Annotated in this window: 9 protein-coding genes; 5 read left to right on the top strand and 4 right to left on the bottom strand. The window is 36.2% G+C overall.

The window, feature by feature from the left end:
* Positions 1-53: 53 nt before the first annotated feature.
* The 4 genes from ACFIK3_RS06825 to gltX all read right to left on the bottom strand — a co-directional run bounded on the left by ACFIK3_RS06825 (position 54) and on the right by gltX (position 5,619).
* Positions 54-806 (bottom strand): transporter substrate-binding domain-containing protein, encoded by a 753-nt coding sequence (locus ACFIK3_RS06825; protein WP_375631231.1) that lies wholly within the window; start codon positions 804-806, stop codon positions 54-56.
* A gap of 339 nt (positions 807-1,145) precedes the next feature.
* On the bottom strand, positions 1,146-1,898 hold the full coding sequence (locus ACFIK3_RS06820) for a transporter substrate-binding domain-containing protein (protein ID WP_273790680.1): 753 nt from the start codon (positions 1,896-1,898) through the stop codon (positions 1,146-1,148).
* A 732-nt stretch (positions 1,899-2,630) separates the two neighbouring features.
* Positions 2,631-3,926, bottom strand: coding sequence for a citrate synthase (gene gltA / locus ACFIK3_RS06815; RefSeq protein ID WP_375676445.1), 1,296 nt, complete (start codon positions 3,924-3,926; stop codon positions 2,631-2,633).
* Between the two features lie 262 nt (positions 3,927-4,188).
* Complete coding sequence (gene gltX, locus ACFIK3_RS06810) at positions 4,189-5,619, bottom strand: glutamate--tRNA ligase (protein ID WP_375676444.1); 1,431 nt, start codon at positions 5,617-5,619, stop codon at positions 4,189-4,191.
* A 111-nt stretch (positions 5,620-5,730) separates the two neighbouring features.
* Here gltX and ACFIK3_RS06805 point away from each other — a divergent pair, with 111 nt between their 5' ends.
* The 5 genes from ACFIK3_RS06805 (at position 5,731) to ACFIK3_RS06785 (ending at position 12,896) form a co-directional block, all read left to right on the top strand.
* The gene (locus ACFIK3_RS06805; protein ID WP_375676443.1) at positions 5,731-7,989 is read left to right on the top strand and encodes a ComEC/Rec2 family competence protein; all 2,259 of its coding nucleotides are present in this window, start codon (positions 5,731-5,733) and stop codon (positions 7,987-7,989) included.
* A 482-nt stretch (positions 7,990-8,471) separates the two neighbouring features.
* Complete coding sequence (rpiA, locus tag ACFIK3_RS06800; protein WP_375676442.1) at positions 8,472-9,176, top strand: ribose-5-phosphate isomerase RpiA; 705 nt, start codon at positions 8,472-8,474, stop codon at positions 9,174-9,176.
* A 107-nt stretch (positions 9,177-9,283) separates the two neighbouring features.
* A complete protein-coding gene (locus ACFIK3_RS06795; protein WP_273790685.1) occupies positions 9,284-9,853 on the top strand; it encodes a DUF2059 domain-containing protein in 570 nt (189 codons plus the stop codon).
* Positions 9,854-10,056: 203 nt separating this feature from the next.
* Positions 10,057-11,448: a glutathione-disulfide reductase gene (gene gor, locus ACFIK3_RS06790; RefSeq protein WP_375643541.1), complete on the top strand. Its 1,392-nt coding sequence runs from the start codon at positions 10,057-10,059 to the stop codon at positions 11,446-11,448.
* A 68-nt stretch (positions 11,449-11,516) separates the two neighbouring features.
* Positions 11,517-12,896 (top strand): class II 3-deoxy-7-phosphoheptulonate synthase, encoded by a 1,380-nt coding sequence (locus tag ACFIK3_RS06785; RefSeq protein ID WP_273790687.1) that lies wholly within the window; start codon positions 11,517-11,519, stop codon positions 12,894-12,896.
* Positions 12,897-12,962: the final 66 nt, after the last annotated feature.

The raw sequence follows: 12,962 nt of genomic DNA, 5'->3' as shown, positions 1-12,962 counted from the left end.
ATAATATTTTTTAGCAATAACCAGTAGGTTTCATTTAAATATCATATCGATATTTAATAAACATCACCTGTAAAATACTTTCTCATAATTTTTTCATAAGTTCCATCCAAACGGATTTCTTTTAGCGCCTTATTGAACTTATTTTTAAGTTCATTATTATTTTGACGGACTGCAATTGCAATAGGAAATCTTGTTTCTTCTAGAGTTCCCAAGAGGAGACAGCAATCTTTTCCTTCATTTTTAAGCCAATTTAATGCTTGTAATTTATCAACAATAATCACATCAAGTCGATGATTTAAAAGGTCACGATTCACTTCTATTGTGGAAGGGTAGAGTTTGATTTTCACCTCTTTAGAAGCATAATGATCTTCTGCATAGAAAGCTTGTGTTGTATTTGATTGCACACCAAGATTTTTACCTCTAAAGTCTTGTGTCGAGATTTCTTTAATTCCCGAAGCTTTGGTAACGATAACAGCCAGTGCTGTATCGTAGTAAGGATCTGTGAAGTCAATTTTTTGTAAGCGCTCTTGTGTGAGAGAGAGGGAAGCAATGATAGCATCATATTTTTTTGCAATAAGTCCAGGGATCATTCCCTCGAAGTCTTGTGTAACAATAGTACACTCAACATTCATTTTTTTACAAAGTGCATAAGATATATCAATATCAAGTCCCTGCAATTTATTATTTGAGTCAATATAACTAAAGGGAGGGTAGGTGCCTTCACTCGCAATTTTTAATGTTTTCGCATCAGCCAATTGGGTGAATAGTACGGCGCTTATTATAAGAGCTCCTGCTAATAATTTCATGATGTTCTCCTATTGGATAAGCGGGCAAATATGAAATCATTATGTTTTTATAATCTGTAAGCTTTTTTGGAGCAATTCAAAAATTTATTAATGCTTATTTTAGATCATTATGTTGGGCATTATTATCAAAAAAATAGATTTTGATACGATAAAAATACAACTTTATCGTTGTCATTAGATTCTATAAAGTGTTTAAATATTGAGGAACAATTAAAAATTATTTTGATAAATGTAAATTTTCTTATAGAAATGCCGAATTTCCAATTATACCTGCATGTCCAATAAAGAGTTAAAGATACTCCTTAAATATACAGATTGAATTTTAATTCATAGTGAGATCTAATCGATATCGAAAGTAAAATATTTTCTCATAATTTTCTCATAGGTTCCATCGGCGCGGATTTCTTCTATTGCTTTATTAAAACTGTTTTTAAGATCATTATTATTTTGACGGAGTGCAATTGCAATAGGAAAATTTGTTTTTTCTAGAGTTCCCAATAGGAGACAGCAGTCTTTTCCTTCATTTTCAAGCCAATTTAATGCTTTTAATTTATCAAAGATGATGATATCAAGCCGATGGCTTAAAAGATCACGATTAACTTCTGCTGCTGTAGGATAAAGTTTGATATTAACTCCTTCAGAGGCATAATGATCTTCCGCATATGCAGCTTGTGTTGTATTTGATTGTACACCAAGGTTTTTACCTCTAAAGGCTTGTGTTGAGATTTCTTTAATTTCCGAATTTTTGGTAACAATAACAGCGAGTGCTGTATTGTAGTAAGGATCTGTAAAATCAATTTTTTGTAAGCGCTCTTTTGTAGGAGAAAGGGAAGAAACAATAGCATCGTATTTTTTGGCAAGAAGACCGGGAATCATCCCCTCGAAGTCTTGTGTGACAATAGTACATTCAACATTCATTTTTTTGCAAAGAGCATAAGATATATCAATATCAAACCCTTGAAGTTCGTTATTTGAGTCAATATAACTAAATGGCGGATAAGAAGCATCACTTGCAATTTTCAGCGTTTGAGAATTGGCCGATAGGGTAAATAGTGTCGCGCTTATTATAAGAACTCCTGCTAATAATTTCATTATGTTCTCCTATTAGATAAGCTGGCAAATATGAAACCATCATGAATTTTTATAATCTGTAAGCTCTTTTGGAGCAATGTAAAAAATTTATCTGTGGTCATTTTGCTATCATTATGCTGAATATCATTGTCAAAAAATAATTTCTTTTTATCAAGTATGGGAATAAAAAATACAGGAAAGAAGGACACCTCTATTGATTATATGATTTAATGATTTTACTTAAAAAATCAATAATTTATCTTTAAAAGAAAAACTATTAACTTAAATACAAAGAAAATTTCAGCTCTTAACAGGACAAAATGTAAAGTATTTTTATTCGAATCTATTTGAAGAGGGATAAGAAGTTTTGGCATCTTAGAGAAGCACTTAATGTAAGTCTTTTGCAATTTTATCTGAAGAAGATAGAAAGAAAAATTCTGACATTGCTAGATTTTAATATGTAATAGGGCTTTTAAACATGGGGGAATGATAGGGAATACATTTCCATTAAAGATAATGAGGATTATAAGGTAAAATTTTCAATTTCTTTTTGCTAAATGTTTGGCTAATTCGCAGAAGAGTATTCTCAATTTCTTTACAGAGCTAAAACTTAGAATTTTTTAGTAAATTTTTATGATGATGTTATCTCTGTAGAAAGAGTTTTAAAATCACGTTTTATAAAAATTCTTAAAGGATGTTTTTTGATTACTCTCAATAAAGCTTCAGTAAACTGAAGCTTTATTGATCTCTTTTTTAATTTGCACGTTCATCTATAGGAACATAGTCACGCATAGCATAGCCTGTGTAGAGTTGTCGAGGACGACCAATTTTTTGTGCAGGGTCTTCAATCATTTCTTTCCATTGTGCCACCCACCCGACACTGCGCGCCAATGCAAAAAGGACAGTAAACATTTCAGTTGGAAAACCTAGAGCTTTTAATGTAATGCCGGAATAGAAATCAACATTGGGATAAAGCTTTTTTTCAATAAAATATTCATCACTTAAGGCAATTTTTTCAAGCTCTATTGCAATATCAAGAAGAGGGTCATCTTGAATGTTGAGTTCTTTTAAAACTTTATGACAGGTTTTTTGCATGATTTTTGCACGTGGATCATAATTTTTATAGACACGGTGCCCAAAGCCCATAAGGCGGAAAGGATCATTTTTATCTTTTGCACGTGCAATAAATTCAGGAATTCTTTTAATAGAACCTATTTCTTGTAGCATTTTTAGACATGCTTCATTGGCACCACCATGTGCTGGTCCCCAAAGGCATGCAACTCCTGCTGCAATACAGGCAAACGGATTAGCACCCGAGGACCCAGCAAGACGTACCGTAGATGTAGAAGCATTTTGTTCATGATCTGCATGAAGGATAAAGATTTGATCCATCGCCCGAGCAAGCACAGGGTTTGTTTTATATTCTTCACAAGGAACTGCAAAGCACATATGGAGGAAATTTGCAGCATAACTAAGATCATTACGTGGATAAACAAATGCTTGTCCGATACTGTATTTATAGGCCATAGCAGCAAGCGTTGGAACTTTTGAGATAAGACGAACAGAAGCAATCATTCTCTGGTGAGGATCTGTAATATCAATAGAGTCGTGATAGAACGCAGACATAGCGCCAAGGCAGGCAACCATGACGGCCATAGGATGAGAATCACGACGGAAGCCATGGAAGAAGCGTGCAAACTGTTCGTGTACCATGGTATGCTGCATAATACATCGATCAAATTCATTTTTTTCTTGCTGTGTTGGGAGTTCACCATAAAGTAAAAGATAACAACTTTCGAGAAAGTCTCCTTTTTCAGCCAATTGATCAATAGGATAACCACGATAAAGCAATATGCCTTTATCACCATCGATATAAGTAATTTTTGATTCACAAGAAGCAGTTGAAGTAAAACCAGGATCATAAGTAAAAATATCGGTTTTTTTGTAGAGAGAAGCAATTTCAATGACTTCAGGTCCACTCGTGCCTTTACGCAAGGGAAGCTCTACTTTTTTATCATTCACAATAATATATGCGTTATTCTCAGACATTCGGTATTCCTTTCAGATCCTTCACTTCTAAAAATTAAGACTCTGCTTCATCAGAGTGGGGGATGTATAACTGAAGCTTTTCTTACTTATATTAAGGGTAGATTGCCTCTAAAAGTGAGTACATGCAATCTAAAAATATTTCCTTATTGATCATTATTACTCAATAAGAAATGTATTTCAATGATATAACATAAAAAACTCTTTTAAGGCGCGTTGAGATATCTGTATAGATCCTTATTTGAGGAAATATACTCAGTGCACATCATGGGCATATTGTTGTGATAAGTTGGTCCTTGATGCGATGAAGGGATTCATCGCGTCCTAATAAAATAAGAATATCCAAAACACCTGGTGATGTTGCACATCCTGTAAGAGCTGCGCGAAGTGGTTGGGCGATAGATCCAAATTTGAGATTCTGTGTTTGGACAAAAGAGCGAAGTGTTTCATCTAGAGTTTTTGTATCCCAAGAGGGGCACGCTTTCAGAGCAAGATAAAGATCGTTTAAAATGGTTTGTCCATTTTTATCTAAGAGCATTTGAGCTTTTTCATCAAGTTGTAAAGGTCGTTGCGTAAAAATGAAGGAGGCATTGTCAATCAGTTCGCACAGTGTTTTTGAACGTTCTTTCAAATGCGGGATTGCTTTTAAAAATTGAACACGGCGTTTTTCATCAAGTTTTTCAATAATTTGTGCTCCCCTATCGGTTTCTGGTAGAATATTAAGAGTGGCATCAAAAAGTTCTTGATCATTACTCATACGCATATAGTGTCCGTTGATGGAATCGAGCTTTTTGAGATCAAAACGAGCAGCACCTTTGTTAATATCCTCAATATCAAACCAAGAAATCATATCTTTAAGTGACATCAGTTCGTCATCACCATGACTCCAACCTAAACGGACAAGGTAATTGCGCAAAGCAGCAGGAAGATATCCCATTGTTCGGTAGGCATCAACACCGAGCGCACCATGTCGCTTTGATAATTTTGCACCGTTTTCACCATGGATAAGAGGAATATGGGCCATAACAGGAATGTCCCATCCCATTGCTTTAAAGATAATCGTTTGTCGGGCTGCGTTGGTAAGATGATCGTCACCACGTATAATATGTGTGATGCCCATATCATGATCATCAACGACAACAGCATGCATATAGGTAGGCGAACCATCAGAACGCAAAATAATGAAGTCATCGAGATCTTTATTAGGAAAACGGACATCACCTTGAACACGATCATGTACAATCGTTTCTCCATCTTGAGGGGCTTTGATGCGAATAACAGGCTTAACACCTTTAGGAGCTTCAGAACTATCACGGTCGCGCCAACGTCCATCATAACGTGGTGGGCGCCCTTCTGCACGGGCTTTTTCACGCATTTCAGCTAACTCTTCAGGTGAAGCATAACAATAATATGCTTTACCATTCTTGACCAACTGTTCAGCGATTTGGCGGTGACGTTCTGCACGTTCGAATTGCGAAATAGGGGCGCCATCGTAACTAAGACCCATCCAGTGCAAGCCATCTATAATGGCTTTTACAGCTGCTTCTGTTGAACGCTCTCGGTCTGTATCTTCAATTCGTAAAAGCATTTTTCCACCGGTATGTTTTGCATAAAGCCAATTAAAAAGAGCAGTACGAGCACCACCAATATGAAGGAAGCCAGTGGGTGAAGGGGCAAAACGAGTAATAACAGACACGAATATTTTCCTTTAAACTAAGATATTACTTATGGAATTTTATAGAAAAGTCATGTTAGCATAAGTGATGGGGCGTGCAATAGCCGTATTGCGAGTTAAAGTGGGGGACTGATGTTTTATAAAAGTAAAGAGGGTTTATCCGAAAAATCTGTTACAGAAGGAAAAAAGCCATGTCAGATAGGGCAGAGTGTTTTTTCTAGATATGATGATGCAAAGAACGGTAGCTATAACCAACAAAAACTTTTTTTATTGACACTCTTAAAAGAAGTAATCATTTTTTTTCGCAAATGGTTAGAAGATTGTATCAATAAAGAAGTTTCTTTTGGTATCCTTTTTTCGCTGATTTTAGTCTTTTTTGCCCTAGGAATCATTTTCTATTTTCATTTAGAGTGGGAACCAAGTTGGGGACAATTGGGGGCGTTGGTCAGTATTTTTCTGGGAATATTCTATGTTGCACGTTTTTATCGAAAAATATGGATTCCCGTGGGGTTTCTGTTTTGTATTATATTGGGTGCTTTAGCGGCAAAAATAGAAACGTGGCGTATTGCAACACCCATGCTAAGCAGTGACATTGTCACTACATTGACGGGAAGAATTGTTTCTATTGAGTCAGGTGCCAAAGGAGGATTTCGTTTAGTTTTGGAGATTTTGAATACAGAAAATCCTGTATTACGACATAGTCTTCATCGTGTTCGTTTATCGGCAAGATATTTGCCATCTGGCTTAGCGATTGGTGATGGACTGCATGGAAAAGTTAAGATTCGTGCATTCTCTGGGCCTGTGCGTCCAGGAGGCTACGATTTTAGTTTTCATAATTATTTTAAAAGAATTGGAGCACAAGGCGTTTATTTAGAAAAACCAAGAAAAATATTCGTTTCGCAGCCTGATGGAATATTCGCTATCATTCTACAGAAAATTGAAAATTTACGCACGAAGATGACACAAAGAATCCATATAGCCCTTGAAGGAGAAAAGGGGAGTGTTGCAGCTGCCCTCATAACAGGGCAGCGTGCTGGTATTTCAAATGAGACAAATGAAGCATTACGTACAGCTGGATTAGCTCATATTTTATCAATATCAGGTTTACATATGGCGTTGTTAAGCGGCATAGTTCTTTTGAGTATCCGTAGTTTTTTAGCATTTTTTCCAGTTTTTTCTTCCTATTATTCCAGTAAAAAATTTGCTGCTATCGTTGCTTTTATGATAACAGCTTTTTATTTGTTATTGTCGGGCTTAGCAATATCAGCGCAAAGAAGTTTTGTGATGATTGCTGTTATGTTGGTTGCTATATTGTGTAATCGCTCTGCTATAACAATGCGTAATTTTTCCATTGCAGGGTTGATAACTCTAGCGATGACACCCCATGAAATATTAGGTCCTAGCTTTCAAATGTCCTTTTCTGCGACTGCTGCTTTGATCGCTTTTTTTGATTGGTGGAGTGGAAGGTCATTTTTTCGTAAAAGAAAAACAACTCCCTCTTATGTTGGAGGAGGAGTGATAAATTTTGTTTTCTCATCGATGCTTTCAACATGTGCTTCTTCCTTTGTTGCAGGGAGTGCAAGTGGAATTTATGCTGCTTATCATTTTTCTAATATGGCATCTTTGAGCATTATTAGTAATGCTTTTGCTTTGCCTGTCATCTCAATTTTTGTCATTCCCTTTGGATTAATCGCAGTTCTTGCAATGTTAGGAGAATTCGAATGGCTTCCTCTTCAAATTATGGGTTTTGGAGTTGATCTTGTAATAAAGATTGCACATGCTATCAAGGCTATTTCTCCTGATTTGAATCCTGGTTTTATGCCGTTATCAGCGTTAGTTTTATTGAGTATAGGCTTGGTTGGACTGACTTTTTGCAAAACACCCATCCGGCTCTTTTTTAGTTTGTTTATTTTGGCAGGTATTTCTATTTGTGTAATGCATTCACCTGTACAACTGATTATAGCAGATAATATGCGTCTCGTGGGCGTTATCCATGATAAAAAATTATATATTGATCGTTACCATATTTCTAAGTTCACGACATCCATATGGAAAAAGTCATTTCGTGTGAATGAAACGATTAAACCAACAAAATATGGTCCTTCGTTGCACGGACAATTTATTTGTGATTATCATGTATGTACATCTTTATTGGATAATGGATTAAAAGTGATCGTTTTACAGAGAGAAACAGATCAATGTGTAGAGGCAGATATTATCATTCAGACATTTGTGATGCATAATCCAACTTGTTACAAGAAGGCAAAAATAATATTTATGCCTCAACAATTGTTATCACGAGGAAGCGTTATGATGACCAAAGGTGGAGATATTATTTGGTCTTCTCTAGGGTTTCATAGACCATGGAATATGCACAGACAGCATTCATAAAAACATATAATCGGTCATATTTTGCTTCACATTTGGATAATGACAAAACAAAAAATAACAGAAGACTTTTCTCATAATATTTTACGGTATTTAGATTGGTAATTTTATCAACGTCATTGAAACGAGATAATAATCTACAGTTTTCTAGAAATAGATGATTTTTTATATCTGATCATTTTAATTTTTTCAAAAAAATTGATATGTGCATCTTTGTGCATCCTATTGATAGCACAAGATAAATCAAAAATTCTTATTGAATGAAAAAAATGCTAACAAATCTTCTCAAAGAAATAAAAAAGATAATTGTTGATTATTCTATTTTATTCTTATCATATATTTCTATAACGGGTAACATCTCTTCAAGCAAAAGATGATGGTAAATTTAAATAGATTGCGTCAAGAGGTTATCTTTTATTATCATTATTATCGGTGGTAATAGGGGTGATAAATGCTGCTTATGCGGATAGAAGGCAAAGTCATTCATGAATGTTCAGCAGTTAAAAAAAATGGCAGCTATTAAAGCGCTTGAGTTTGTTGAAGATGGTATGCGGCTTGGTATCGGATCTGGTTCGACAGTCAATGAATTTATTCGTCTTCTAGGTGAGCGTGTTGCGGATGGTTTGCGTGTGACTGGTGTTGCTACTTCAAGATATTCTGAACAACTCTGTCATAAGTTTGGAGTGCCTGTTAGCACTTTAGAACAAATATCTGAGCTGGACCTTGATATTGACGGAGCAGATGAAATTGGTCCTGAGATGATGCTCATTAAAGGGGGAGGGGGAGCATTGTTGTATGAAAAAATTGTAGCATCGGCATCTCGTGCAATGCTTGTCATTGCGGATGAAACAAAGGTGGTAAAAAGACTTGGTGCTTTTGCACTACCAATTGAAGTTAATCCATTTGGTATCCACACAACATGCAGAGCCATTGAAAAAGTCGCTGATGATTTAGGGCTTTCTGGGAAAATTTCATTGCGAATGAATGGAAAAGATCCTTTTGAAACAGATGGTGGCCATTTTATTCTTGATGCATTTTGGGGCTGCATTTTGCAACCAAAACCATTATCGGATGCACTTCTTGCTATTCCTGGTGTTGTTGAGCATGGCCTTTTTTTGGGGTTGGCTTCACGTGCAATTGTCGCTATGGCTGATGGTCAAATAAAAGTTTTAGAACCGTTTGATTTTTAGAAAAGGCATTTACATGATGATATGTTAGCACAGTAAATAAAGGGTCTTAAAGATTTTAGGTAGAATAACGAATTAAAATTATAATTAGCTATCGGGGTAATCATTAAATGAAAATAATATTTTCTTTTCAGCGTTTTGTCGTATATTTTGGTGTAATTGCTATTTTTTTTGTAAATGTTGGAACGGTTTATGCACAAGGTGTGAGTGATCAACATTTGGATTCAGCGCGAAAGGCAATCAGAGCTATTCATGCAACGGATCAATTTGATAGTTTTTTACCAAATGCGGTCCATGATTTCAAAAATGAACTGATCAGCGATGATCCGAATTTAGCAACAGCTATTTCTGATATTGTTGATAAGCAGGCGCTTGCTTTAATTAAAAGGCGCTCTGATCTAGAAAAAGAGATTGCTCATGTATATGCAAAATATTTTACTCAAAAAGAGCTTGATGCGATAACAACATTTTATAATTCTGATACCGGTAAAAAGTTTTTGACAGAAGTCCCCAATATTGCACGTGATTCTTATTCAGCATTTGATATATGGCGTACTGCTCTTATGCGGGATCTTGTAGAAAATGTGAAAAAAGAGATGTCTGAAACACTTAATTTGAATAATTCTACTATGCCTACAAATATGCCAATAAAATCAGAATCTTCAGAAAATAAAAAATAGCTTGATCGATATCATGACAACAATGGGCAATTTCTGATTTTTTTAATAGCGGCGGTTTTCCCGCCGTTTTTAATATTTTAATGAGAGTAGGTCTTTTTAGAATACTGCTTTATAAAAAATGCTTCTTCAAAAGAAAAAAAGACTTTCATTTGATAATAAAAGACCTTAGCCTACTCTTGCAGCTATATAAGAAGGAATAATTCGTGGGCTCTTTTGATTTTGATTTATTTGTTATTGGAAGTGGTTCTGGTGGAGTGCGTGCAGCACGGCTTGCTGGAGGTCTTGGCAAGCGGGTCGCTATAGCAGAGGAATATCGTATAGGGGGCACTTGTGTTATTCGTGGTTGCGTTCCCAAAAAACTTTATGTTTATGCATCACAATATGTAAAAGAATTTAAGAAAAGTGTTGGTTTTGGGTGGGAATATGCGGATCCAATTTTTAGCTGGGAAAAGTTGGTTGCAGCTAAAAATAAAGAAATATCAAGGTTAGAAGGGCTGTATCGTAAGGGATTAGAAAATAACAATGTGCATATTTATGAAAGTCGTGCTACTTTTATAGATGATCACACATTAGAGCTTTCTGCCACGGGTGAGCGGGTAAGTGCAGAAAAAATTTTGATTGCAACGGGAGCAAAATTTGCACAAAATACTCCCATAGAAGGTGGTGAATTTTGCCTTACTTCTAATGAGATTTTTGACCTTGATCAACTCCCAAAATCAATAGTCATTGTTGGTGGAGGGTATATTGGTGTTGAATTTGCTAATATTTTTCATGAATTAGGTGTAAAAACAACACTCCTCCATCGGAGTGATTTAATCCTTCGTAATTTTGATCATGATTTGCGGCAATTGCTCAGCGATGCAATGATTGAAAAAGGGATTTCTATTCTCTACGGAATAACAATTTCTAAAGTGCAGGCTGCAGAAAATTGTTATGAAGTTGTTTTATCAAATGGGAAAATAATCAGTGCCGATCAGATTATGTTGGCTACGGGGCGTGTACCAAATACAACGGGTTTAAGACTTGATAGGGCAGGTGTTAAAGTGGATGAATTTGGTGCAGTTGTTGTTGATGAGAAAATGACAACAAATATCCCCCATATTTGGGCTGTTGGTGATGTAACAGGTCATATTCAATTAACACCTGTTGCGATTCATGATGCAATGTGTTTTGTTAAGACAGCATTTGAGAATATTCCCACAACACCTGATTATGATTTAATTACAACAGCAGTTTTTTCACAGCCAGAGATTGGAACGGTGGGTCTTTCAGAAGAAGAGGCGGTAAAGCGTTATAAGCGTCTTGAAATTTATCGTACAGTTTTTCGTCCTATGCGTAATGTTCTTTCTGGTAGTTCAGAGAAAATGCTTATGAAACTCATTGTTGATGGTGAAAGCCGTATTGTTGTGGGCGCTCATATTTTAGGGGAAAATGCTGGTGAGATGGCACAGCTTATAGGGATATCTCTCAAGGGTAAGCTGACGAAGGATATTTTTGACGAGACGATGGCAGTGCATCCAACGATGGCAGAAGAATTGGTAACAATGTATAAACCAAGTTATATATATGAAAATGGGAAGAAAATAGAAAGTTAAACAGCATATATTATGGTAAAAAGTTTTTGATATGCTAATCTTTAAGCTTAATCTTTAGAGAGAGTGTAATGATAAAAGAATGGGCGCCTGACACTTGGAGAACAAGGCCAATTAAACAAGTTCCGACTTATCCGGATAAGTCTATGTTAGAAGATGTTGAGCGAAAACTGAGAAGCTATCCTCCTTTAGTTTTTGCCGGTGAAGCACGTGATTTAAAAAATGAATTAGCAGCCGTTGCGAAAGGCCAAGCTTTTTTATTACAAGGTGGTGATTGTGCCGAAAGCTTTGCAGAACATGAAGCTGATAATATCCGTGATTTTTTTCGCGTATTTTTGCAAATGGCGATTGTTTTAACCTTTGGTAGTTCTAAACCGGTTGTTAAGATTGGTCGTATTGCTGGTCAATTTGCAAAGCCTCGCTCTTCTGATATAGAAAGAAAAGAAGGGGTTGAATTTCCTGCTTATCGTGGGGATATTATTAATGGCATTGAATTTGAAGCCGGTTCTCGTATTCCAGATCCGCAACGGATGTCTATGGCTTATCGCCAATCTGCGGCAACACTTAATCTATTGCGTGCTTTTTCACAAGGTGGCTATGCTAATTTAGAAAATGTTCACACATGGATGTTGAGTTTTGTTTCTAACAGTCCGCAGGGGGAACGTTATGAATTATTGGCAGAGCGTATTTCTGAAGCAATTGATTTTATGCGTTCTATAGGGATTACATCCAAAACACATTCTTCATTGCGTGAAACATCTTTTTATACCAGTCATGAAGCACTGTTGCTTGGTTATGAAGAGGCTTTGACTCGGATTGATTCAACTTCAGGAAATTGGTATGCAACATCTGGTCATATGCTATGGATTGGTGACCGTACGCGTCAGATTGACCATGCTCACGTTGAATATTGTCGCGGCATTAAAAATCCTATAGGATTAAAATGTGGTCCTTCCATTGAGTCTGATGAGCTTTTAAAATTAATTGATATTTTAAATCCTGAAAACGAGTTGGGGCGGCTTACTCTCATTACGCGCTTTGGTTATGATAAAGTTGAACGTTATCTGCCTAAACTCATCCGTGCCGTTGAACGCGAGAAGCGTGCGGTTATATGGTCATGTGATCCAATGCATGGCAATACAATTACTGCCAATGGTTATAAGACGCGTCCCTTTGATTATGTTTTAAAAGAAGTAGAGAATTTTTTTGCAGTGCATCGTGGAGAAGGAACTTATCCAGGGGGCATTCATATTGAGATGACAGGTCGTGATGTTACTGAATGTACAGGAGGGGCGCATGCCATTTCTGTGGACGATCTATCTGATCGTTATCATACGCAATGTGATCCTCGGCTAAATGCAGATCAAGCGTTAGAATTGGCTTTTCTTGTTGCTGAACTCCTTAAAAAAAATCGTGCGACTGACTCGTTAGCAATTGCTGCTGAGGGGTAGGCAAAAATTTACTTAATATTTTTTTTAGGTCATTATGGCAGAAGAGAATTTTTAAAAAAGTGATAT

The sequence above is a fragment of the Bartonella sp. CB10SXKL genome, from assembly GCF_042195515.1.
Taxonomy (GTDB): Bacteria; Pseudomonadota; Alphaproteobacteria; order Rhizobiales; family Rhizobiaceae; genus Bartonella.
This window is presented reverse-complemented; position numbering and strand designations above follow the sequence as displayed.

Bases quoted from the DNA above. Each gene is read 5' to 3' on its own strand.
- ACFIK3_RS06825 (WP_375631231.1), bottom strand. From the start codon at position 806: ATGAAATTATTAGCAGGAGCTCTTATAATAAGCGCCGTACTATTCACC.
- ACFIK3_RS06820 (WP_273790680.1), bottom strand. From the start codon at position 1,898: ATGAAATTATTAGCAGGAGTTCTTATAATAAGCGCGACACTATTTACC.
- ACFIK3_RS06805 (WP_375676443.1), top strand. From the start codon at position 5,731: ATGTTTTATAAAAGTAAAGAGGGTTTATCCGAAAAATCTGTTACAGAA.
- gltA (WP_375676445.1), bottom strand. From the start codon at position 3,926: ATGTCTGAGAATAACGCATATATTATTGTGAATGATAAAAAAGTAGAG.
- ACFIK3_RS06795 (WP_273790685.1), top strand. From the start codon at position 9,284: ATGAAAATAATATTTTCTTTTCAGCGTTTTGTCGTATATTTTGGTGTA.
- ACFIK3_RS06785 (WP_273790687.1), top strand. From the start codon at position 11,517: ATGATAAAAGAATGGGCGCCTGACACTTGGAGAACAAGGCCAATTAAA.
- rpiA (WP_375676442.1), top strand. From the start codon at position 8,472: ATGAATGTTCAGCAGTTAAAAAAAATGGCAGCTATTAAAGCGCTTGAG.